25 protein-coding genes are annotated in these 21,494 nt (G+C 71.0%); 11 read left to right on the top strand and 14 right to left on the bottom strand.

What is annotated here, in order from left to right; genetic code table 11:
* The first annotated feature begins 45 nt into the window (after positions 1 to 45).
* A complete protein-coding gene (mutL, locus tag VEA62_RS00370) occupies positions 46 to 1,905 on the top strand; it encodes a DNA mismatch repair endonuclease MutL (RefSeq protein WP_324816935.1) in 1,860 nt (619 codons plus the stop codon).
* On the top strand, positions 1,902 to 2,366 hold the full coding sequence (locus tag VEA62_RS00365; RefSeq protein WP_324816934.1) for a low molecular weight protein-tyrosine-phosphatase: 465 nt from the start codon (positions 1,902 to 1,904) through the stop codon (positions 2,364 to 2,366). The genes mutL and VEA62_RS00365 overlap by 4 nt, the downstream gene beginning before the upstream one ends.
* Here VEA62_RS00365 and VEA62_RS00360 read toward each other — a convergent pair.
* Positions 2,350 to 3,393, bottom strand: a complete 1,044-nt coding sequence (locus tag VEA62_RS00360) for a Kelch repeat-containing protein (RefSeq protein ID WP_324816933.1) — start codon at positions 3,391 to 3,393, stop codon at positions 2,350 to 2,352. The two genes, VEA62_RS00365 and VEA62_RS00360, sit on opposite strands and share 17 nt — an antisense overlap.
* A gap of 184 nt (positions 3,394 to 3,577) precedes the next feature.
* Between VEA62_RS00360 and VEA62_RS00355 the strand changes: the two genes are divergently transcribed.
* Positions 3,578 to 3,853, top strand: coding sequence for a YjhX family toxin (locus tag VEA62_RS00355; RefSeq protein ID WP_324816932.1), 276 nt, complete (start codon positions 3,578 to 3,580; stop codon positions 3,851 to 3,853).
* On the opposite strand, the gene rsmD is transcribed toward VEA62_RS00355, so the two are convergent.
* From rsmD to VEA62_RS00340, 3 genes are read right to left on the bottom strand one after another with little or no spacing between them, the layout of a single operon-like run.
* On the bottom strand, positions 3,836 to 4,411 hold the full coding sequence (rsmD, locus tag VEA62_RS00350; protein ID WP_324816931.1) for a 16S rRNA (guanine(966)-N(2))-methyltransferase RsmD: 576 nt from the start codon (positions 4,409 to 4,411) through the stop codon (positions 3,836 to 3,838). The two genes, VEA62_RS00355 and rsmD, sit on opposite strands and share 18 nt — an antisense overlap.
* Before the next feature lie 43 nt (positions 4,412 to 4,454).
* The gene (locus VEA62_RS00345; RefSeq protein WP_324816929.1) at positions 4,455 to 5,129 is read right to left on the bottom strand and encodes a lysophospholipid acyltransferase family protein; all 675 of its coding nucleotides are present in this window, start codon (positions 5,127 to 5,129) and stop codon (positions 4,455 to 4,457) included.
* Positions 5,110 to 6,075 carry a phosphatidate cytidylyltransferase gene (locus VEA62_RS00340; protein ID WP_324816927.1) on the bottom strand — a complete coding sequence of 322 codons (966 nt, stop codon included), beginning with the start codon at positions 6,073 to 6,075 and terminating at the stop codon, positions 5,110 to 5,112. The genes VEA62_RS00345 and VEA62_RS00340 overlap by 20 nt, the downstream gene beginning before the upstream one ends.
* A 68-nt stretch (positions 6,076 to 6,143) precedes the next feature.
* On the opposite strand from VEA62_RS00340, the gene VEA62_RS00335 reads away from it, so the two are divergent.
* Together VEA62_RS00335 and VEA62_RS00330 are read left to right on the top strand one after the other, a co-directional pair.
* Positions 6,144 to 6,503: a hypothetical protein gene (locus VEA62_RS00335; protein ID WP_324816926.1), complete on the top strand. Its 360-nt coding sequence runs from the start codon at positions 6,144 to 6,146 to the stop codon at positions 6,501 to 6,503.
* Positions 6,500 to 7,159: a CDP-alcohol phosphatidyltransferase family protein gene (locus VEA62_RS00330; protein WP_324816924.1), complete on the top strand. Its 660-nt coding sequence runs from the start codon at positions 6,500 to 6,502 to the stop codon at positions 7,157 to 7,159. Before VEA62_RS00335 ends, VEA62_RS00330 begins: the two co-directional genes overlap by 4 nt.
* Here VEA62_RS00330 and VEA62_RS00325 read toward each other — a convergent pair.
* Entirely contained in the window at positions 7,156 to 8,694 is a 1,539-nt protein-coding gene (locus VEA62_RS00325; protein ID WP_324816922.1) for a pseudouridine synthase, read from the bottom strand. The two genes, VEA62_RS00330 and VEA62_RS00325, sit on opposite strands and share 4 nt — an antisense overlap.
* Here VEA62_RS00325 and tadA point away from each other — a divergent pair.
* Positions 8,683 to 9,156 carry a tRNA adenosine(34) deaminase TadA gene (tadA, locus tag VEA62_RS00320; RefSeq protein WP_324816921.1) on the top strand — a complete coding sequence of 158 codons (474 nt, stop codon included), beginning with the start codon at positions 8,683 to 8,685 and terminating at the stop codon, positions 9,154 to 9,156. The two genes, VEA62_RS00325 and tadA, sit on opposite strands and share 12 nt — an antisense overlap.
* A gap of 43 nt (positions 9,157 to 9,199) precedes the next feature.
* Entirely contained in the window at positions 9,200 to 9,604 is a 405-nt protein-coding gene (locus VEA62_RS00315) for an MliC family protein (protein ID WP_324816920.1), read from the top strand.
* Here the strand turns inward: VEA62_RS00315 and VEA62_RS00310 are convergent.
* From VEA62_RS00310 to VEA62_RS00300, 3 genes are read right to left on the bottom strand one after another with little or no spacing between them, the layout of a single operon-like run.
* Positions 9,601 to 10,185 (bottom strand): GNAT family protein, encoded by a 585-nt coding sequence (locus VEA62_RS00310; protein WP_324816919.1) that lies wholly within the window; start codon positions 10,183 to 10,185, stop codon positions 9,601 to 9,603. The two genes, VEA62_RS00315 and VEA62_RS00310, sit on opposite strands and share 4 nt — an antisense overlap.
* Complete coding sequence (gene aroB / locus VEA62_RS00305; RefSeq protein WP_324816917.1) at positions 10,182 to 11,303, bottom strand: 3-dehydroquinate synthase; 1,122 nt, start codon at positions 11,301 to 11,303, stop codon at positions 10,182 to 10,184. Before aroB ends, VEA62_RS00310 begins: the two co-directional genes overlap by 4 nt.
* Complete coding sequence (locus VEA62_RS00300; protein ID WP_414641760.1) at positions 11,300 to 11,809, bottom strand: shikimate kinase; 510 nt, start codon at positions 11,807 to 11,809, stop codon at positions 11,300 to 11,302. The genes aroB and VEA62_RS00300 overlap by 4 nt, the downstream gene beginning before the upstream one ends.
* A gap of 170 nt (positions 11,810 to 11,979) precedes the next feature.
* Between VEA62_RS00300 and VEA62_RS00295 the strand changes: the two genes are divergently transcribed.
* From VEA62_RS00295 to VEA62_RS00280, 4 genes are all read left to right on the top strand, one after another.
* Positions 11,980 to 12,891: a tyrosine recombinase gene (locus VEA62_RS00295; RefSeq protein WP_324816911.1), complete on the top strand. Its 912-nt coding sequence runs from the start codon at positions 11,980 to 11,982 to the stop codon at positions 12,889 to 12,891.
* 85 nt (positions 12,892 to 12,976) lie between these two features.
* Positions 12,977 to 13,927, top strand: a complete 951-nt coding sequence (locus VEA62_RS00290) for an acetyl-CoA carboxylase carboxyltransferase subunit alpha (RefSeq protein ID WP_324816909.1) — start codon at positions 12,977 to 12,979, stop codon at positions 13,925 to 13,927.
* An 87-nt stretch (positions 13,928 to 14,014) separates the two neighbouring features.
* Positions 14,015 to 14,599, top strand: a complete 585-nt coding sequence (locus VEA62_RS00285) for a response regulator (protein WP_324816906.1) — start codon at positions 14,015 to 14,017, stop codon at positions 14,597 to 14,599.
* Entirely contained in the window at positions 14,596 to 15,069 is a 474-nt protein-coding gene (locus VEA62_RS00280) for a chemotaxis protein CheE (RefSeq protein WP_324816903.1), read from the top strand. The genes VEA62_RS00285 and VEA62_RS00280 overlap by 4 nt, the downstream gene beginning before the upstream one ends.
* Here the strand turns inward: VEA62_RS00280 and VEA62_RS00275 are convergent.
* The 6 genes from VEA62_RS00275 to yajC all read right to left on the bottom strand — a co-directional run bounded on the left by VEA62_RS00275 (position 15,057) and on the right by yajC (position 21,489).
* Positions 15,057 to 16,949: an ABCB family ABC transporter ATP-binding protein/permease gene (locus VEA62_RS00275; RefSeq protein ID WP_414641759.1), complete on the bottom strand. Its 1,893-nt coding sequence runs from the start codon at positions 16,947 to 16,949 to the stop codon at positions 15,057 to 15,059. The two genes, VEA62_RS00280 and VEA62_RS00275, sit on opposite strands and share 13 nt — an antisense overlap.
* Positions 16,950 to 16,993: 44 nt before the next feature.
* A complete protein-coding gene (locus VEA62_RS00270; protein ID WP_324816901.1) occupies positions 16,994 to 17,620 on the bottom strand; it encodes a squalene/phytoene synthase family protein in 627 nt (208 codons plus the stop codon).
* 119 nt (positions 17,621 to 17,739) lie between these two features.
* On the bottom strand, positions 17,740 to 18,360 hold the full coding sequence (locus VEA62_RS00265; protein WP_324816898.1) for a hypothetical protein: 621 nt from the start codon (positions 18,358 to 18,360) through the stop codon (positions 17,740 to 17,742).
* Between the two features lie 206 nt (positions 18,361 to 18,566).
* A complete protein-coding gene (gene secF / locus VEA62_RS00260; RefSeq protein ID WP_324816895.1) occupies positions 18,567 to 19,538 on the bottom strand; it encodes a protein translocase subunit SecF in 972 nt (323 codons plus the stop codon).
* Complete coding sequence (gene secD / locus VEA62_RS00255) at positions 19,538 to 21,130, bottom strand: protein translocase subunit SecD (protein ID WP_324816892.1); 1,593 nt, start codon at positions 21,128 to 21,130, stop codon at positions 19,538 to 19,540. Before secD ends, secF begins: the two co-directional genes overlap by 1 nt.
* A gap of 32 nt (positions 21,131 to 21,162) precedes the next feature.
* Entirely contained in the window at positions 21,163 to 21,489 is a 327-nt protein-coding gene (yajC, locus tag VEA62_RS00250; protein WP_324816889.1) for a preprotein translocase subunit YajC, read from the bottom strand.
* Between the last annotated feature and the right edge of the window lie 5 nt (positions 21,490 to 21,494).

The following is a 21,494-nucleotide window of genomic DNA, read 5'->3' as shown; positions in this document are numbered from 1 at the left end:
GCGGCGCTTCTCCCGCCCCACGGATCAGCCCATAGTTCCGGGTCCATGCCCATCCGCCGCCTCCCGCCCGAGACCGTCAACCGCATCGCCGCCGGCGAGGTGGTCGAACGCCCGGCCAGCGCCATCAAGGAGTTGGTCGAGAACGCCCTCGACGCGGGCGCCACGCGGATCGAGATCCAGGCCGACGGCGGCGGACTGAGCCGCATCCTGATCGCGGACGACGGGCACGGCATGGCCGCCGACCAGCTTGCCCTCGCGGTCGAGCGCCACGCCACTTCCAAGCTCGAGCCCGACGACGCCGGCGACGTCGACCTGCTGCGCATCCACACCCTGGGCTTCCGCGGCGAGGCCCTGCCCTCGATCGGCTCGGTGGCCCGGCTGACCATCACCAGTCGTCCGAGAGAGGGCGGCGACGCCCATCAGATCACCGTCGAGGGCGGGGACCAGCGCCCGGTCGCCCCCGCCGGCTTCCCCGGCCCCCACGGCGCGCGGGTCGAGGTCCGCGACCTGTTCTACGCCACCCCCGCCCGGCTCAAATTCATGAAGTCCGAGCGGTCGGAAGCCATGGCCATCTCGGAAGAGATCAAGCGCCAGGCGATGGCGCACGAAGCCGTCGCCTTCACCCTCGACCTCGACGGCCGCACCACCCTGCGCCTGCCCGCGGAGCATCCGGGCGACCAGGGTCGGCTGAAGCGGCTGGCCGCCCTGCTGGGCCGCGACTTCGAGGCCAACGCCCTGCTGATCGACCAGTCGCGCGACGGCGTCCGCCTGACCGGCTATGCGGGCTTGCCGACCTACAGCCGCGGCAACGCGGGCCACCAGTATCTGTTCGTCAACGGCCGGCCGGTGAAGGACCGTCTGCTGCAGGGCGCGCTGCGTGGCGCCTACGCCGACTTTCTCGCCCGCGACCGGCATCCGGCGGCGGTGCTGTTCCTGGAGGTCGACCCCCTCTACGTCGACGTCAACGTCCACCCTGCCAAGGCCGAGGTCCGCTTCCGCGATCCGCAGCTGGTGCGCGGCCTGATCGTCGGCGCCCTGCGTCACGCGCTGGCAGGCGCCGGTCACCGCGCCTCGACCACCGTGGCCGCGGACGCCCTCGCCGGCTTCCGCCCGCATTGGGGCGTGGGGAATGGCGCGACCTTCAGCCCCTCATCCCCTTCGGCCCAGGGCTGGAGCGGCTGGCAGGGTTGGGCCGGCTCCGCGGCGGCTGCCGCCCAGGTCCTGCCCGGCCTGAACGAGCGCTCGGCCCGGGTCGAATCCCAACCGACGTTCGCCGATCAATCATTGACGAACGCCTCGACGGCCGAGGTCATCGATCCGCTGGACTACCCGCTCGGCGCCGCCCGCGCCCAGCTCCACTGCACCTATATCGTCGCCCAGACCCGCGACGGCCTCGTCGTCGTCGACCAGCACGCGGCCCACGAGCGTCTCGTCTACGAGCGCATGAAGGCCCAGATGGCCGCCGGCTCGGTGACCCGGCAGGCCCTGCTCACCCCGGAGGTGGTCGAACTCGACCCCGCCGAGGCCGAGCGGGTCAGCGCCCGCGTCGACGAACTGGCCCAGCTCGGCCTGATCGTGGAACCCTTCGGCGCCGGGGCGGTGCTGGTGCGCGAGACCCCGGCCCTGCTCGGCGACACCGATGTCCAGGGCCTGATCCGCGACATCGCCGACGACCTGGCCGAGCACGGCGCCGCCCTGGCCCTCTCGGAGCGGCTCGGCGAGGTCTGCGGGACAATGGCCTGCCACGGCAGCGTCCGGGCCGGCCGCGTCCTCTCCGCCCCCGAGATGAACGCCCTGCTCCGTCAGATGGAGGCCACGCCCCACTCCGGCCAGTGCAACCATGGCCGCCCGACCTATGTGGAGCTCAAGCTGGCCGATCTCGAAAAGCTGTTCGGGCGGCGATGAAGTCGGTCCTCTTCGTCTGCCTCGGAAACATCTGTCGGTCACCGCTCGCGGAGGGCGCATTCCGGGCGGAGGCCGCGCGGCTTGGGCTGGAGGTCGTGGTCGACTCTGCGGGCGCCGGCGACTGGCACGCCGGCGAACCGCCCGACGCCCGGGCGCAGGCCGTGGCCCGACGGCATGGCGTCGACATTTCCGGTCTCCGTGCGCGTCAGGTCCGGGCCGACGACTTCCGGCGCTTCACCCACGTGATCGCGCTCGACCACGGCAACCTGGCCAATCTGCGCAAGCTCGCCCCCGCCGACGCCACGGCCGAGCTCAGCCTGCTGCTCGATCACGTCGAGGGCCGCGCCGGTCAGGCCGTGGCCGATCCGTGGTTCGGCGACGAGGCCGGTTTCGAGGTCACCTGGGCGGAGGTCGCCGCCGCCGCCCGCGCTCTCGCGAAGCACTTCAGTAGAAGAGGCTGAACTCGCAGGCCTCGACCACGTTTCCGGCCCGGCCACCCGAGACCACCTCCCCGCCGGCGATGGCGTAGACCGTGTTGTCGATGGCCGCGGCGGCCAGGCCGTGCCGCGGCGTCGCCATGTCCGGACCGCGCCGCCAGGCGTCGTCGGCCGCCGTATAGATCCAGGTCTCGCGGAACACGCCTCCGCCGCCGCCGCGCTGGAACCACTCGCCGCCGAAGGCCACCAACCGGCCGCTGATCGCCGCCATGGCCAGCCCGCCGCCCACCTGCTGGCCGGTTTCCGGCGACGGCGGGATCGGCGCCAAGGTGTCCCAGCGGTCCTCCGCCGGGTCGTAGCGGTCCAGCCGCCCCGTGCCGCCGCCGCTGACCGTGCGTCCGCCCGCCACCCAGATGGCCCCGTCCATCACCGCCGCCGCCGCGCTGTTCCGCGCCATTGGACAGGGCCGCGCCGTGTCCCAAGCATCCGCGCCAGTGATGTAGACCCGGTGCGCATCGGTATCGACCTGATCATTCCAGTTGCCGTTGCCCAAGCCTCCGGGCGTCCGGCCAGTGATCAAATGCAGCAGACCGTCATGGGAAACGCCCACCGCCTCGCTTTGCGGCGCATCGAGCGGAATGGTTTCGACCCACGCGCCTTCAGACAGGACCCAGCAGTCCCGCATCGAGGTCCATTCCCCCGCCGCCGAGCGCCCATAGCCACCGAACACGAACAGTTCGCCATCGCTGGCAAAAACCATCGGATGGTGGCGCGGCGACGGAAGCTTCGGCAGCTCGCTCCAAGCATCTGTCGCCGGGTCATAGAGTCCAACCCGATCCTCGATGTGCAGCGGCTGTCCCGCCCGCGCCACCAGTCCGCCGCCGGTGACGATCCGGCCCTGGTGGACGGCGGCGTAGATCTCCTGCACCGGCCACGGTAGCGACGCACGCGCGTTCCAGCTCTCTGCAGGCTCCTGCGCGCAGGCGACGGAGGGAACGGCCGCGGAGGCTCCGGCGGCGGCGAGGAAGGTGCGGCGGTCGAGGATGCTCATCCCGCCAGCTTGGCGCAGAACCGCGACCTGCGCTATACGCGCCGTTCCACCCCTTTCGGAAGCCCATGTCCGAGATTGTCCGCAAGGCCTGAGGCCTCACGGCGCTGACTGTGAAGAGCCTCTGAACCCGCAGGCGCGCCAACCGCGCCGGCGCACTCGTTCACGCCTATCGGACATTCCACAAATGAACATCTCCCGTGCGGAGCAGCGCACGCTGCACGCCCTCGCGCAGGGTGGCGGCATCGTGCTGATCCGCGATGAAAACGGCAGCCTGCTGCGCGCAGACTGCTTCACCCGCGACGGCTTCCTGCTCACCGACTGCACCCTGTCGGTGTGGCGCAAGCTGAAGAAGAAGGGGTTGATCGCCTCGATCGGCGGCGGGCCTTACCGGGTCAACCGCGACGGTCTGGCGCGCATGCACAGCCAGCTCGACAACCGGGTCTCAGAGCGCCGCTGGTGACGCCCTGAGAAACAGGACGCGCGCGGCCCCATAGTCGCGCGCGTCCAGCCGTTCGTAGCCCGGCGTGTCGGTCTCGGGCTCGTCCGAGCCGCGCTCGAACACCACCACCGCCCCGGGCTTCAGCCAGTTCCCTTCCAGCAGCCGCGCCAGCGTCTGCTCGCCCAGCCCCTTGCGGTAGGGCGGGTCCAGGAACGCCAGGTCGAAGGCTTCCCCGTCCGGACCCGGGCGCACGCCCAGATCCGTGGCGCTGCGCCGGTGCACCCGCGTCCGTCCCATCACCCCATAGGCGTCGGCGTTCTCGCGTATGGCCCCGCGCGCCTCGTCGTCCGTCTCCACGAACAGGCAGAAGGCCGCCCCCCGGCTGATCGCTTCGAACCCCAGCGCGCCCGACCCGGCATACAGGTCCATGACCCGCAGCCCCGCCAGCGGCTCGGCCCAGGCGGCATGCTCCAGCACGTTGAACACAGCCTGGCGGGCGCGGTCGGACGTCGGGCGGGTGCCCTGCCCTTCCGGTGCGACGATGCTGCGCCCCTTCAGGCTGCCGGCGACGATCCTCATGGCCGCTCAATCAGCGGGATTGGCGCCGCCGTCAACCGGCCCGTCAGTTGGCCCAGCGCTGCGGCGGGGCCTCGGCGGCCAGCGCGTCGAGCCGGTCGCGCAGTTCGGTCATGAACGCGCTGCGCGAGCCAGACCACACCAGCGGCTCGCCGACCAGGGCCGTGCAGTTCATCGGCACCGGCGCGACGGCTCCCTTGGGCAGCACCCGCCCCGCCCCCTCGATCCACACCGGGATGACCGGCACGTCGGGGAAGGCCTCGGCCAGCCTCGCCACGCCCGCCTTCAGCGGGGCCAGGGCCCCGTCCCTGCTTCGGGTTCCCTCGGGGAACACCAGGATGATCTCGCCCCGCTCCAGCGCCGCCCGCGCCGGGGCCAGCACGTCCTCCCCCCGCGCCACGGACCGCGAGATCGGCGCGATGCCGATAATCTTGCGCGAGAACCAGCTGATCGCCGGATTGGCCAGGAAATAGTCCGCCGCCGCAACGGGACGCACCTTGTGCAGCAGCCGCGCCGGAAACAGGCTCAGCAGCATGAAGGCGTCCATGTGGCTGTTGTGGTTGGCCGCGACGATCGCCGGCCCGCCCTTCGGCAGCCGCTCGGGATTGCACACGTCCATGCCGGTCATGAAGCGCACGACGGGGCGCGCGATCAGCGTCAGGAACAGCATCCGCGTCGGCCCGAACGGCCGCGCCGCCCGCTCAGTATTTGTCGAGGGCATAATAGGCCATCAAGTGGAAATAGAGCGGGGCCGTGAAGGTCAGGCTGTCGATCCGGTCCAGCAGCCCGCCGTGCCCCGGGATCAGCCGGCTGGTGTCCTTGACGCCCAGGTCGCGCTTCACCGCGCTCATGGTCACGTCGCCGGCGAAGCCCGCGACCGGCAACAGCAGGGCGAGGATCAGAACCGGATACCCCGTCATCGGCGTGAACACGGGGGCCAGGAACCAGATCAGGGCCCCGGTCAGGATCCAGCCGCCGAAGAAGCCCTCCCATGTCTTGTTCGGGCTCACGGCGGGGGTGATCTTGCGCCGCCCGAACAACTTGCCGCAGCAGTACTGCAGCACGTCGTTGGCCTCGGTGGCGAACAGCAGCAGGAAGACCATGCCGGCCGCCCCGGCGGCGCCGCCTTCGTCCGGCGTCCGCATCAGCAGCGGTATGACGCCCAGATTGTAGACGCAGACGATGACCGCCCAGGTGATGGTCGCCACCGTCGCCAGATAGGCCCGGGTCTGCCCGCCGATGGCCATCAGGAAGGCCACGGTCAGGAAGAACCACACCGGGATGGCGACCAGATAGACGCCGTACCAGCCCGCCGCGACCAGGCCGAACGACAGCGGCACCGACAGATAGGCGAACAGCACCACCAGCCGGTCCTCGCGCCGCAGCGGGGCCAGCGACAGGAATTCCCTCAGAGCAATGAAGGCGATGGCCGCGAACAGCAGGGTCACCGCGATCCAGCCCAGCGCCAGCGCGCCGGCCAGCAGGGCGATCATGACCCACCACGACCACACCCTGAGCCGCAGCTCGCGCCAGTCGCCTCCCGGCTTCACCGCCGGCAGGATCAGCACCAGGGCCGAGGCGACCAGCAGCACGCCGAACACGCCGCCGAAGCCCCACAGCAGCGGCGGCCGCACCTGATCCAGCCCCGCTGTCAGCGCCTCGATCATGCCCTAGAGTGCCCTCCGGAATCGGTTTCGGATACAGTATGGCGCAGTTGGCGGAAAACACGCATCCCTTGCGTTCGACAGCCCTGCACGTGGGTTTCGCCTTCGTCGCCATGGGCGGTTGGGCGGCCTTCGCCAACCGGGACCACGGCGCCGGGGCCGTTCTCCTCGCCTTCGTCGTCCAGGGCGCCCTGTCCGGCCTGATCACCCTCGTGATGAAGCGCGGGCTCGAGGCGGGCCATGCCCGGCTGTCCGGCCTGTCCGCCCGGCTCGCCCCGCCCCTGATCAGCTGCACCCTCGTCGCGGCCCTGCTGTACGGCGTCCATACGGCCGCCAGCACGCCCGAGGTGATCCGCACCATCGCCCTGCCGTGGACCGTCTCGACCCTGTACGCCTTCATCTACGTCGCCAGCCTGGAGCGCGTCCGATGACCGACAGCCGCAGACCCCTGAAGTCCCGCGGCGCCGGCTGGGCCCGCGCCCTGGCCGCCGGCCTGGCGCGCACCGGCGTCCGCCCGGACGTCATCTCGGCCTCCAGCGTGGTCTTCGCCCTCGCCGGCGCGGCGGCCTTCTGGCTCTCGGCCGACGCCGGGGGCTGGTGCAGGCCCGCCCTGCTGATCGCCGCCGCCCTCTGCATCCAGCTCAGGCTGCTGGCCAATCTGCTGGACGGCATGGTGGCGGTCGAGCACGGCCGGGGCGGCCCCCTCGGTCCGGTGTGGAACGAGCTCCCGGACCGGATCGCGGACGCCCTGTTCCTCGTCGGGGCCGGCTACGCCCTGCGCCACCTGAGCCCAGACCCGGGTCCCCTCCTCGGCTGGCTCGCCGCCGTCCTGGCGGTGCTGACGGCCTACATCCGCGAACTCGGCCGCGCGCTCGGCTTCGAGGCCGACTTCGCCGGGCCGGGCGCCAAGCCGCACCGCATGGCGGCCCTGACAGCCGGCTGCCTGCTGGCCGCCGCCGAGCCCCTGTGGCGCGGCGGACCGCCCATGCTGCTGCTGACGCTGGCCCTGATCGTCGTCCTCACCGCCGTCACGGTGGTGAGACGGACCCTCCGGCTGGCGGCGCGGCTGCGGGCGGCCCCCGTCTAGGGCTTGCGCGGCCGCGGACTGCCGCGCCCCCCCGCCGGGCCGGCGCCCGGACGCGGCGGACGCGATCCACCGGGCGGATTGCTCCGTGTCCCCCCGCCGCGCGGCTTGAACCCGCCGGAGGGCGTCTCGCCCCGCGGTCCCGCCGAACCCTCACGGGGCTTGAACGGCCGCTTCGGCCGATCGCCGTCCGCCGCCGGCTTGCCTGCGAAGGACCGGCCGCCTTCCGGACGGGCCCCGCGCGGCTTGTCGATGAACTGATCCTCGCGGGGCTTGAAGGCGCGCTTCGGACGATCTCCGGCGGCCGCCTCGCCCTCGGGCCGGGCCCGTGGCCTGAACTCACGCTTCGGATGCTCGAATTTCGGCGAGGCCTTGGCCCAGCCCGCCTTCTTCTGCGGGCGGGCGGCGCGTTCGGCGGCCGCATCGGCGGCGGCCCCGGCGGCGCGGACCCGGCTCGGCTTGCGCGACGGATCCGAGATGGCCGAACCCGAGGCCCCCTTGAAGATCGGGGTGGAGATGCGCCGTCCCGGGATCGGCGCCGGAGTCGCCACCGTATTGCCGGTCGGCAGATTCTCCGGCCGGATGTGCTCGGCCAGCAGTTCGCGGATCACCCGCGGCCCGACCTCCTCCACCGATCCGACCGGCAGGGTGCCCAGCTGGAACGGTCCGTAGGCCAGGCGGATCAGCCGGTTCACGGTCAGGCCCAGGTGCTCCAGCACCTTGCGGACCTCGCGGTTCTTGCCTTCGGTGATCGAGACGCTGATCCACAGATTGGCCGAGGCCTTCTCGCCCTCGGCCTTGTCCTTGACCTTGTCCAGCGTCGCCTCGATCGGGCCGTAACGTACGCCGTCGACCGTCACCCCGTCCTTCAGCGTGTCCAGCTGCGACTGGCTCACCCGCCCCCGCGCCCGGGCCCGATACTGGCGCACCAGTTCGGTCTGCGGCAGCTCCAGCGCCCGGCTCAGTTCGCCGTCGTTGGTCAGCAGCAGCAGGCCCTCGGTGTTGAGATCGAGCCGCCCGACCGAGATCACCCGCGGCAGGCCGCTCGGCAGGGCGTCGAACACGGTCGGCCGCCCGGCCGGGTCAGTGTGCGAGGTCAGCAGGCCGGCCGGCTTGTGATAGCGCCACACCCGCGTCGCCTGGGCCGAGCCGATCGGCTTGCCGTCGACGGTGATGACGTCGTCGCGCGTCACCAGGGTCGCCGGCGTGTCGAGGATCTTGCCGTTGACCGCCACCTTGCCCAACCCGATCAGTCGCTCGACCTCGCGCCGCGAGGCGATGCCGGCCCGGGCCATGGCCTTGGCGATGCGTTCGCTGCGCTTCGGAGCCTCGTCGGCCTTCGCGCCCGGCTTGCCGTCCTTGCCGCCGGTCTTGCTGAACGGCTTTCCGCCGCCCTTGCCAAAGGACTTGCCGCCCTTGGGCGGGCCCCGGTCGTCGGCGCCCTCGGCGCGTTTGACGTAGGGTTTGCGGGGGCCGTCGCGGTCGCCGTCTTGACGCGGGCGCGGCTTCTTGTCGTTGTCTCGGGGATGGCTGGCCATGATGAGCGGTTCATGCACATGGCCTTGGCCTGTGCGCAAGCGGCTGCGGACGCGGGAGAGACTCCCGTCGGCTGCGTGATCGTCGACGAAACCTCCGGCGAGGTCGTCGCCGAGGGCCGCAACGGGCCGATCGGGGCCCACGATCCGACCGCCCACGCCGAGATCGTGGCCCTGCGGGCCGCGGCCGCCAGGCTGGGCAACTACCGCCTCACCGGCCTGACCCTCTATGTGACGCTGGAGCCCTGCGCCATGTGCGCCGGGGCCATCAGCCACGCCCGCATCGGCCGGGTGGTCTGGGGCGCCGACGATCCCAAGGGCGGCGCCGTCGTCCACGGCCCGCGCTTCTTCGACCAGCCGACCTGTCACTGGCGGCCCGCGACGGCGGGCGGCGTACTGGCGGAGCAGGGCGCGGACCTGCTACGGACCTTCTTCCGGGCCCGGCGCAAGGGAACAGCGTCCTGAACGGCGCGTTCAACCGCCCGTCCTCCACGGCAAGGCTTGTTTCATGCGTCTGGCGCCCTTCGCGGTTCTCTCCGTTCTGGCCCTGACCGCCTGTGGCCCGAAGCCGGCGGACGCTCCGACCGACGGTGAGTCGGTCCGCGAACGGGCCCGGACTGCCCAGACCGCGCGCCGCCGCACGGGCGCGGAAGTCCAGCAACGGGCGCTGAACCGCGTCATCCGCACCATCTACCTGTGCAACAACGGCGAGCGCCTGACGGTCGACTTCGACAACCCGCGCGAGATGGCCACGGTCCGCAACTCGAATGGCGAGGCGGTGGACCTGTTCCAGGAGCGGGCGGCCTCGGGCCTGTGGTACCGCGCCTCGGGCTATGAGCTGCGCGGCGAAGGGGTGATGGCGCGCTGGACCGGCGACGGCCGCGAACCCACCGACTGCCGCGCGATCGACTAGAATCCCGCCAGCCGCGCGTCCAGCCGCGCCCGCACGTCCGGCCAGTCATGATCGGTGATCGCGAACATCACCGTGTCGCGCACCCGGCCCGTATGGGTGATCTTGTGACGTCGAAGCACGCCCTCGCGCACCGCGCCCAGCCTGGCGATGGCGGCCTGGCTGCGAGCGTTGATCCCGTCGGTGATGATCTCGACCCTTACGATCCCGCTGTCGAATGCGTGCTGCAGCAGCAGCCGCTTGCTGGCCGGATTGACCGCCCCGCCGCGCGCGTCCGGGTGATAGAAGGTCGACCCCAGCTCCACGCGCCGGTGCAACGGGAAAAGGTCGTGCAGGCTGCTCACGCCGACGAGGCGACCGTCGCTCTGGCGCCGCACGGCATAGGGCGTGTCCCGGCCGGCGGCCATCCGCTCGACGAACCCGTCCCACCAGGGGTCGAAATTCTCGCCATAGGCCGTGGTCACCATGATCGACCAGGCCGGCTCGTCGACGCTGATCGCCGTCCGCGCCTCTTCCTTCAGTTCGGGCGCGAACGGCTCGAGCCGCACCCAGCGGTTCTCCAGCACGACCGGTTCGAGTCTCATGATCCCGAGGCCTCCCGTTCGAGGAACGCCGTCAGCGCCGCCGCATCGACATCCTTCGCCGTGAAAGCCTCGCCGATGCGCCGGGCCAGGATCAGCGTCAGCCGCCCGCCCTCGGCCTTCTTGTCCCCCGCCATTCGCCTGACCAGGGGCGCGCCCTGGAAGACCCCGCCCTGGGCCAGACGCGTCGGCAGCCCGGCCGCCGCGACGACCGCCTCGACGCGCGCGGCCTCCCCGGGCGGACAGAGCCCCGTCTCCGCCGAGAACCGGAACGCCAGGGCGCAGCCCAGCGCCACCGCCTCGCCATGCGTCAGCTTCGTCTCGTCGAAGCCCAATTCCGCCTCGATGGCGTGGCCGAAGGTGTGGCCCAGGTTCAGCAGGGCGCGGCGCCCGGCTTCCTTCTCGTCCTCGCCGACGATGGCGCTCTTGATCTCGACCGATCGGACCACGGCCCGCTCCAGCGCCGCCGCATCGCCCGACGCGCCCGCCGCGCCCCCCGAAGGCGACGTGTCCGCCAGCCAGTCGAAATATTCGGCGTCGCAGATCAGCCCGTGCTTCAGCACCTCGGCCCAGCCCGAGCGCAGCTGCCGCTCCGGCAGGGTGGCCAGCACATCGATGTCGGCCAGCACCAGCCTCGGCTGATGGAAGGCCCCGACCAGGTTCTTGCCGCGTGGCGTGTCTATCGCCGTCTTGCCGCCGACGGACGAATCGACCTGGGCCAGCAGGGTCGTGGGAACCTGCACGAAGTCGATGCCGCGCATGAACAGCGCCGCCGCCAGTCCCGCCAGGTCGCCGACCACGCCGCCGCCCAGCGCCACCACCACATCGGTCCGGTCCAGCTTGAAGGCCAGCATGCGGTCGATCACCCGCTCCAGCTCGGCGAAGGATTTGGAGCCCTCGCCGGGCGGCACGGTCAGCAGCCGCCCGTGAACGCCCGCCGCCTTCAGCGACGCAAGCGCGGCCTTGCCGTGCAGGCCGGCCACAGTCTCGTCGGTGATGACCACGGTCCGCCCGCGCGCCAGCGGGGCCACGCGCGCGCCGAGACCAGACAGCAAGCCGCGTCCGACGATCACCTCATAGGGCCGGAAGTCCCCGCCCGAGACCGGCACGATCGTCGTCACGCCCCCACCTCCGGCTGATGCGCCGACCAGTACGCCTCCAGCGCCTCGATGATCGCCTCCACCGCCTGGGCGTGCGCCCCGCCCGCCACGTCCACCGTCAGGTCGGCGGTCGCATAGACCGGATAGCGTACCTCGGCCATGGCCTGCAGCGCCGTCAGCGGATCGCGTCCGCGCAACAGCGGTCGGGTGTCCCGCCGCTGCACCCTCTGAGCCACCGTCTCCAGGTCCGCCCGCATCCACACCGTCACCGCGCGCTCCTTCAGCAGCGCCCGGGTCTCGGGATTGAGGATCGCCCCGCCCCCGGTGGCCAGCACCATTCGCGGGCCCTCCAGCAGGCGCTTCATCACCCGCGCCTCGCCGGCCCGGAACTCGGCCTCGCCCAGCTCCGTGAAGATGTCCGACACCGTCATCGCCGCCGCCGCCTCGATCTCGATGTCGCCATCGGCGAACGGCAGGTTCAGCCGCTTGGCCAGACGCCGCCCGACCGTCGATTTCCCCACCCCCATCAGTCCGACCAGCGCTATGGTGCGGCGATGGACCGGAATCGGCCCCTCGCTCACGGCCGGCCTCGCGTGAGGCGGTGCGGCGGCGGCGGCGAAACGGACGGCGGCAGGCAAGGCGTCATGACCCGACCACCCTTTACACCAGGCGCCGCCGACGCAAAGCGGTCCCGCGCATGACCACGCCCCACGCGACCTCGCAGGTAGAGGCCTTTCTCGAGATGATGGCGGTGGAGCGCGACGCCTCGCCCCACACCCTGTCCGCCTACGCGCGCGATCTCGCCGACGCCGAGGCCGCCCTGCCCGGCGGGCTGATGCAGGCCGACGAGGCCGCGGTCGAGGCTTGGTACGCCGGGCTTGGCGCGCGCGGCCTCTCGGCCGCCACCCAGGCCCGCCGGCGTTCCGCCGTGCGCCAATTCTACCGCTTCGCCTTGGGCGAGGGCTGGCGGCAGGACGACCCCTCGCGCCGCCTCGACGCCCCCAAACAGGGCCGCAGCCTGCCGAAGACCCTCGCCCGCGACGAAGTCGAACGCCTGCTCGCCGCCGCCTCCGCCCGCGACGGCGCCGCGGGCCTGCGCCTCGTCGCACTGGTCGAGCTGGCCTACGCCTCGGGCCTGCGTGTGTCCGAACTGCTCGGCCTGCGGGTCGAGGCCGTGCGCCGGGACCCCGCCTTCCTGATCGTGCGCGGCAAGGGCGGCAAGGAGCGGCTGGCCCCGCTCAACGCCTCGGCCCGCGAGGCCGTGAAGGCCTGGCTCCTCGCCCGCGACGCGGCCCGCCCGGACAAGGCTCCCGACAGCCCCTGGCTGTTCCCGTCGCTATCGGCCAAGGGCCACCTGACCCCGCGCCGCTTCGCCCAGCTGCTGGATCAGGCCGCCATTGACGCCGGCATCGATCCGGCCCGCGTCAGCCCCCACGTCCTGCGCCACGCCTTCGCCACCCACCTGCTCGAGGGCGGCGCCGACCTCCGCGTGGTCCAGACCCTGCTCGGCCACGCCGACATCGCCACCACCCAGATCTACACCCACGTGGCGGTCGACCGCCTGGCCCAGGTGGTCCGCGACAAGCATCCCCTGGCGCGGGACGACTGAACCGCCGCTTGCCCCCCGGCGTTGACCCCACTAGGTTCCGCCGCCTCCCGATGCGCCGCGTGGCGCGCCTGTCCCGGACGCCTTGATGGCCGTGCACTACCTCGAGTTCGAAAAGCCGATCGCCGATCTGGAGGCGAAGATCGAGGAGCTGAACCTGCTCTCCTCGACCTCCGGCTCGTTCGACGCCGAGGTCGAGGGCCTGCGCAAGAAGGCCGAGCAGCTGCGCAGGAAGACCTACGCCTCGCTCGACCCGTGGATGAAGACCCAGGTCGCCCGCCACCCGCAGCGGCCGCATTTCGTCGACTATGTCGAAGGCCTGTTCACCGACTTCGTCGAGCTCAAGGGCGACCGCCAGTTCGGCGACGATCAGGCCATCCTCGGCGGCCTCGCCCGCTTCCGCGGCTCGCCGGTGGTGGTCATGGGCCACGAGAAGGGTCACGACACCCAGACCCGCCTGACCCACAATTTCGGCATGGCCCGGCCCGAGGGCTACCGCAAGGCGGTCCGGCTGATGGATCTGGCCGAGCAATACGGCCTGCCGGTCCTGACCTTCGTCGACACCGCCGGCGCCTATCCCGGCCTCGGCGCCGAGGAGCGCGGCCAGGCCGAGGCCATCGCCCGCTCGACCGAGCGCTGCCTGACCCTCGGCGTGCCCTCCATCGCCACCGTCACCGGCGAGGGCGGCTCCGGCGGGGCCATCGCCATCGCCGCCGCCGGACGGGTGCTGATGCTCGAACATTCGATCTATTCGGTCATCTCGCCCGAGGGCGCCGCCGGCATCCTGTGGCGCGACGGGGCCCGCGCCCGCGACGCCGCCATGGCCATGAAGATCACCGCCCCCGACCTGCTCGAGCTGAAGATCATCGACCGGATCATCCCCGAGCCGACCGGCGGCGCCCACGCCGATCCGGCCGCGGCCATCACCGCCGTCGGGGACGTGCTGGCCGAGGAGCTGGCCACCCTGTCCACCCTCTCCCCCGAGCAGATCCGGCAGGCCCGCGCAGACCGCTTCTACGCCATCGGCCGCATGGGCTGAGGGTTTCGTTAACCCTTCGGCGACGGTTGTCTGGCAACGCTCGTCTATATTCTGAGTTGCAGGCGCGACTCGGCCGGGACGAGTGGCATGAGTACTGTCGGCGAGGCGCTACGCGATACCGCCATCATCAATCTGACCGGGGCGGTCACCATGGTCGTGGACGACTCGGCCTTCTCCGCCGAGATCACCACCAGCGCCCTCCTCGGCTTTGGAATCCGCACCCGCCATTCATGCCGCAGCGCCCCCGAGGCGATGCAGATCCTCGCCGAGACGGAGATCGACCTGCTGGTGATCGACTGCGAAATGCCGGGCATGGACGGCTTTGAAATGGTCCAGTGGCTGCGCCGCTCGGGTCCGCCCAACGCCTTTGTGCCGGTCATCATGACCGCCGCCCACATCCGCCGCTCGATGGTCAACAGGGCGCGCAATTGCGGGGCCAACTACATCGTCACCAAGCCGTTCAGCGCCTCCAGCCTGCTGGAGCGGATCGTCTGGGTCGCCCGCGACAACCGTCCCTTCCTCGAGGTCGGCGAATATTTCGGGCCTGACCGCCGCTTCCGCGAGGGCCAGGCGCCCGGCGAGGAGCGGCGATCCGATCGCCTTCGCCTGGCCCAGTTCGAGGCCGAGAAGGCCGCCACGGCCGCCGCCGTCGCAGCCGGAAACGCGCCGTGACGGTCATCACCCACGCCCGGCGCACATCCCGCCTTGCGAAGATGATCGACAGCGCCGGCGGCATGGCCGTCGGGGTCGCCCTGACCCGCGCCCGCGAGAACATCGCCCGGCTGCACGGCCAGGGCCTCGAAGAGGTCGCCCGCCACATCGGCGAACTGGCCGCCCTCCAGCAGCCGACCACGCCGGAGGCCAAGGACGAGAGCCTCCGCCGCATCTACCAGTCGGCCAACCACATCATCGACGCGGCCGGCCCGTTCGGCCTCGACGACATCTGCGCCGTCGCCTCAAGCCTGTGCGACATGGTCGACCGCGCGGCGGCCGAACACAGCTTCGACTGGCGCATCCTGCAGGTGCACATCCAGTCGCTGCAGCTGCTGAACACCCTGCCGGCCGAAGCGGTCCGGCAGCGCGAGGCGGTCACCACCCAGCTGTCGGCCATGGTCGCGAAGAAATTCGGTCAGGCCGGCTGAGGCCCGGCCTTCGCGCCGCGCGTCTGCTTGCGCCACAGCGCCGCATATTCCCCGCCCTGGCGCGCCACCAGCTCATGGTGCGCGCCGCGCTCGACGATCCGCCCGCCCTTCAGCACCAGGATCTGGTCCGCGTCGGCGATGGTCGACAGCCGGTGCGCCACCACCAGCGTCGTCCGCCCCGTCCGCGCCCGCCGCAGCGTCTTCTGGATCGCCGCCTCGGTACGGCTGTCCAGCGCGCTGGTGGCCTCGTCGAGGATCAGGATGCACGGGTCGGCCAGCAGGGCCCGGGCGATGCCGACCCGCTGGCGCTCGCCGCCCGACAGCTTCAGCCCGCGTTCGCCGACCATGGTGTCCATGCCTTGCGGCAGGGCCCGGATGAAGTCGTCCAGCTCGGCCGCGTCGGCCGCCGCCCAGATCGCCGCCTCGTCTGCATCGGGACGGGCGAAGCCGATGTTGGCGCGGATGGTGTCGTTGAACAGCGCCACGTCCTGCGGCACCAGGGCCACCGCCGCGCGCAGCGACTCCTGCGTCACCTGCCGCGCGTCGAAGCCGTCGATCAGCACCCGGCCCTCCTGCGGGTCGAGCAGCCGCAGCGCCAGCTTGACGATCGTCGACTTGCCGGATCCCGACGGTCCGACCAGGGCGGTCGTCGTTCCGGGCGGGGCCACGAAGCTGACGTCCTCCAGCCCGTTGGCGCGGGCGTCGTGGCGGAAGCCCACCTGCTCGAAGGCGAGCGCAGCGCCGCGCGCGTCGGCCGGGCGCGGCAGGGGCTGGGCGTCGGGCGCGTCGGCCACCTGCGGCGTCTGCCGCGTCACCTTCAGCATCTCCTCCATGTCGATGAAAGACTGACGGATTTCCCGATAGGCGAAGCCCAGTATGTTCAGCGGCGCATACAGGGAGATCATGATCAGCACGGCGGCCATGACATCGCCCGGCCCCATCCGCCCGGCCGCCGCCTCGAAGCCGGCCATCACCGCCATCACGGCGAGGCCGAGATTCATGATCACCGCCTGCACGATGTTGAGCAGCGCCAGCGAGCTGTTGGCCTTCAGCGCCGCCCGCGTGTAGTCGCCCAGCGCCTGGTCATAGACCCGCGCCGCCCGCGCCTCGGCCCCGAACGACTTGACCGTCTCGTAGTTCAGCAGGGCGTCGACCGAGACCCCGGCGGCCTGGGTGTCGGCGGCGTTCATCTCGCGCCGGTGCTCGATCCGCCAGTTCGACAGGGCGAAGGTGGAAACGGCGTAGACCGCCACCACGGCCACGGCCACGGCCCCGAAACGCCAGTCGTATTTCCCGGCCAGGACCCCGGCCGCCAGGACCAGCTCCACCCCCGTGGGGATCAGGTTGAAGGCGAGGATGCGCAGCAGGAAGTCGACCGCCCGCGCGCCGCGATCCATGGTTCGCGACAGGGATCCCGAACGCTTGGTCTGGTGGAAGTCGAGTGACAGGCTGAGGGCGTGGGCGAACGTCTCGGTGGCCGCCGTCCGCTGGGCCGCCGATCGCACCGGCGCGAACACCACGTCCGAGGCGTTGGGCGCTATGGCCGACAGCAGCCTCACCACGGCCCAGCCGACCGCGAAGCCGCCGAAGCCCCAGGCCATGGCGACGCCCGCGCCCTGCCCGGCCGCCAGCCGGTTGACGGCGGCGCCGAGCACCAGAGGCGCCAGCACGCCCAGCGCCTTGCCGCCCAGCGTCATTCCGATGGCGGCCAGCAGGCGCAGCGGCAGCTGAGGCGCGTTCGACCGCTGCACCAGCCGCATCAGGTCCAGCAGCGCCCGGCCGGTCGGCGGTCCCTGGGGCGGGTCGGCCGGAGGCGCGCCCTGCGCCGCCTTCGCCACCGAATCGCCTCGTCGCCCCGTCCGCTCACCCAGTCTCGCCATGCGGCCCATATGGCCCCGCTGCGGCGGCTTCGCAAAGGCCGGTTTCAGATACGTCCGGTCAGCGAAGCCCAGACCAGCCGCAGGCGCTTCAGCGGCTCGGCCTCGGCCGGACGGCTCAGCGCCGCGTGGGCCGCCGCGGGAAAGCCGGCCACCGGCAGGGACCGAAGGGCCGCCCGTGCATCCGGTCGGGCGGCGTTCGCCTCATCCAGCCGCCCGGTCTGTGTCAGACCCCACACCCGCCCGGCCCCGGCCACGGCGGCCTCGTGCCCCGGGCCCGCCAGGATCCGCGCCGCCGCCTGCATGGGTCCGACGTAGAAGGCGTCGAGATCGTGCGCCTCGCCATGCACCCGGCCGATGTGGGCCTCGATCAGGGCGTCGAACGGCGCCCGCTCCAGTCCGCGCCGGGCGACCACCTCCGTCAGCGCTTCCAGCACCGGATGGCCCTTGCGCGCTACGCCGGCGAACACCCCGTCCAGCTGCTCCCGCCACCAGGCGTAGCGCATCTCCGCCAGCAGCGGCTGGGTCACGCGGGTCGGTATCGCCAGCAGCTCGGCTTCGAACGCATAGAGGGCGATCAGGTCCGCCCGCGCCTGCGGGTCGGCCACGAACCGGCTCGACAGCCATCGGTCGGGATCGGCCGCGCGGACCTGCTCGTCGAGGGAAGGGTTCACTCTCTGCCGCTCACTCCGGCCAAGGTCGGCCTCCCATGCGAAAACGCCGCGCCCGGACAGGCGCGACGTTTCCTATGCCACTCCGGCGGCGGCGAGTCGCGACCCGCCCGCGCGGGACGTCAGCCAAACAGCGTCTGGTACATGGCCATCGAGGTCAGCATCGGCAGCGACAGCAGCATGTTGATGCGGCTGGCCAGCATGGCGGTGCGGGCCGCCTTCGCCTTGGCGTCGTCATCGACGACGACGATGCCCAGCGCCCGCTTCTGGTTCGGCCAGATCACGCCCCAGACGTTGAGGAACATGACGATGGCCAGCCACACGCCGATGCCCATCAGGGTATAGCCCTTCTGGTCCTCGGTCAGGCCGCCGGCGAGGCCGAAGCTCAGCACCTCGACGGCGTAGGCGTGGCCGCGGCTGAAGGCCAGCGCCAGGCCCGCCAGCACCGTGGCCAGCGCCGACCAGCGGAACCAGAACAGGGCCTCGGGCGCGATGTGCTTGCCGATGGCCGGCTTCAGTTCGGCCGGGATCGACGGCATGACCCGGATCTGGACGAAGTTGAAATACCACAGCAGGCCGATCCACAGGATGCCCGCGAAGACGTGCGTCCAGCGGAACACCGCCTGCCAGAAGATCAGGTCGAAACCACCCGGCGCGACGCTGCCGAAGGCGTAGATCATCACCCCGGCCAGCACGAGGCTGAGCAGGATGGTGGTGCGGAAGTTCGAAAGCAGCTTGCCCATGTCGATCGCCCCTCCCCGGGCGTTTCGTTCGGAACGCGGCGACAACCTGCCGCGAGAATCGTTGAACCGCGACCATAGCGCTGCTTGAAGGCGACAAACACCGATAGAGTTTAGGGGCTTTCAGGGCACGCCCTTGTCATCCCGAACGCCGCGATGCGGCGATGCGGGACGACAAGGCCATCGATCATTCTGAAATCAGATGGCCCCTACGGCCGGCTCGCCATGCCCAGCTTGATCGGCTTGGCGTCGTCGTCCTTGCGCTCGCCGCGCTTGACGCCCCACAGCAGGATGATCGGCGCGCCGACATAGATCGACGAATAGGTGCCGATGATGATGCCGGCCATCAGGGCGATGGAGAAGCCGAACAGCGCCTCGCCGCCGAAGATCGCCAGGGCCGCCAGCACCATGATTGCGGTGATGCCGGTGATCACCGTGCGCGACAGGGTTTCGTTGATCGACAGGTCGATCACCTCACGCAGCGGCATGGTCTTGTACTTGCGCAGGTTCTCGCGAAGGCGGTCGAACACCACGACCGTGTCGTTCATCGAATAGCCGATCACCGTCAGGATGGCGGCGACCATGTTGAGGCTGAACTCGAGCCGCATCAGCACGATCAGGCCGAACACCAGGATCACGTCGTGCAGCAGGCCCGCCACCGCGCCGAGGCCGAACTGCGGCTCGAACCGGAACCAGATGTAGGCGAACATCAGCGCGATCGCGAGGCCGAGCGCCATCAGGCCCGAGGTGAACAGTTCGCCGGAGACCTTGGAGCCGACGACGCTGACGCCGGAGTATTCCACCTCGCCGACGGCCGCGTCGATCGCCTGTTCGACGCGCTGGACCACGACCGTCTGATCCTGCCCTTCCGGCACCTGGAAACGGACGATGGCCGAGCTTTCGGTGTCGATGCCCTGCACCCCGACGTCGCCGAGCCCCAGTTCACCCACCGCCTCGCGGACGGCGCCGAGATCCAGGGTCTGTCCGCCCGGCTTGGTCAGCTCCATCGACGCGCCGCCGCGGAAGTCGATGCCCATGTTCAGGCCCGGGTAGAAGAGGCCGACCAGCGAGGCGATCACCAGCACCGCCGACAGGGCGGCGGCGTATTTGGCGAAGGAGACGAAATGCAGGTCCGTCTTGACCGGCAGCAGTTTGATGAGGGGCCATCCACGCATCGCCATCACTCCGCGATCGGCAGTTTTTTGGGCTTGGCCAGCTTCAGCCACCAGGCCAGTCCGACCTGGGCGACCAGCACGGCCGACAGCATCGAGGTGAAGACGCCGATGGTCAGCGTCCAGGCGAAGCCGCGCACCGGGCCCGCGCCGAAGATGAACATGATCAGCGCCGCCACCAGGGTCGTCAGGTTGGCGTCGATGATGGTGCCCATCGCCTTGTTGAAGCCGGCGTCGAGCGAGGCGATCACCGACCGCCCGGCCCGCGCCTCGTCGCGCATCCGCTCGTAGATCAGCACATTGGCGTCGACCGCCACGGCGAAGGTCAGCACCAGGCCGGCGATGCCCGGCAGGGTCAGGGCGGCGCCGGTCATCGACATGGCGGCGATGATCAGCAGGCCGTTGAGCACCAGGCCGATGATCGAGATGCCGCCGAACAGGAAGCCGTAGGCCAGCAGCATGAAGACCACGATGATCACCGCCCCGATGGCGGTCGACAGGGCGCCCGCGGCGACCGCGTCGGCGCCCAGTTCGGCGGTCACCACGCGGCGCTCCTGCACCTTCAGCGGCGCCGGCAGGGCCCCGCCGTTCAGCAGGTTGACCATCTCCGACGCCTCTTCGATCGAGAAGCTGCCTTCGATGATGCCGGAACCGCCGGTGATGGCGCTCTTGATGTTGGGAGCCGAGATGACCTTGCCGTCCAGGATGATGGCGAACGGCTTGCCGATGTTGGCGGCGGTCGCCTCGCCGAAGCGGCGCGCCCCGGCCCCGTCGAAGCGGAAGCCGATGGCGGTCTGGTTATTCTGGTCGACGGTGACCTCGGCCTTGGTCAGGTTCTCGCCCGAGACCAGCACCCGCTTCTTGACCAGATAGGGGACGCCGTTCTCGTCAGGGATGACCTCGGCGTCCGGCGGCGGGAAGCCCGCGATGGCCTCCTCGACCGAATTCTCGACATCGACCAGCTGGAAGGTCAGCTGCGCCGTCTGGCCCAGAACGCGCTCCAGCTGGGCCGGGTCGCTCTCGCCCGGCGCCTGGACGACGATCCGCTCGGCGCCCTGGCGGGTGATCGAGGGCTCGCGCGTGCCCAGGCTGTCGATCCGGCGGCGCACCACCTCGATCGACTGGCTCACGGCGTCCGACGCCATGGAGTCCGCAGCGCGCTGGGTGAAGGCGTAGCGGATGCCGTCCTGGCCCTGGCGCTGCACCGTCCGGTCGGGCGCCCCACCCGTGGCGTTCGCGGCGGCCAGCGGACGCATCGCCGTCAGGGCGCGATCCATGTCCGCCGGATTGGCCAGGGTGACCAGCACCCCGGACTGCTCCTGCGCGATGTTGGAGATGTCGACCTGCGCCTCCTCCAGCACCGTGCGGGCGTCCTCGCCCAGGTTGGTCAGGCGCTTGGCCCGCATGGCCGGGACGTCGACTTCCAGCAGCAGGTACGAACCGCCCTGCAGGTCCAGGCCCAGGTTGACGCCGCTCTTGGGCAGCCAGCCCGGCAGCGCCGCCTTCTGGTCGGCGGTCAGGAGGTTCGGATAGCTGAACAGCAGTCCGACTGCGAACGACAGGGCGAGAAGGACGACCTTCCAGCGCGACAGATGGATCATGCGGGCTTCCCCGACCTTTCAGAACGCCGGGATCAGGCCTTGGAGACCTGTTTGGTGTCGTTGGCGGCCACGCCGGTGCGGTCGCGCACCTGGGTGATCATCGCCTTGACGACGCGGACGTTCACGCCCTGGGCGATCTCGACCATCGCCTCGTCGTTCTCGACGCGGGTGACCTTGCCGATCATGCCGTTCGACAGCACCACCGTGTCGTTGCGCTTCATGCCGGCGACCATCTCCCGATGGGCCTTGGCCTGTTTCATCTGCGGGCGGACCAGCAGGAAATAGCCCATCACGCCGATCGCGATGATAGGCGCGAACTGGATGATCATGGCCATCAGGCCGCCGTCAGTCGGAGTCATCGATC

This window comes from Brevundimonas sp., assembly GCF_035627475.1.
In the GTDB taxonomy this organism is placed as follows: domain Bacteria; phylum Pseudomonadota; class Alphaproteobacteria; order Caulobacterales; family Caulobacteraceae; genus Brevundimonas.
Note: the sequence above shows the minus strand (reverse complement) of the source record. Positions and strands in the feature narration are given on the sequence as shown.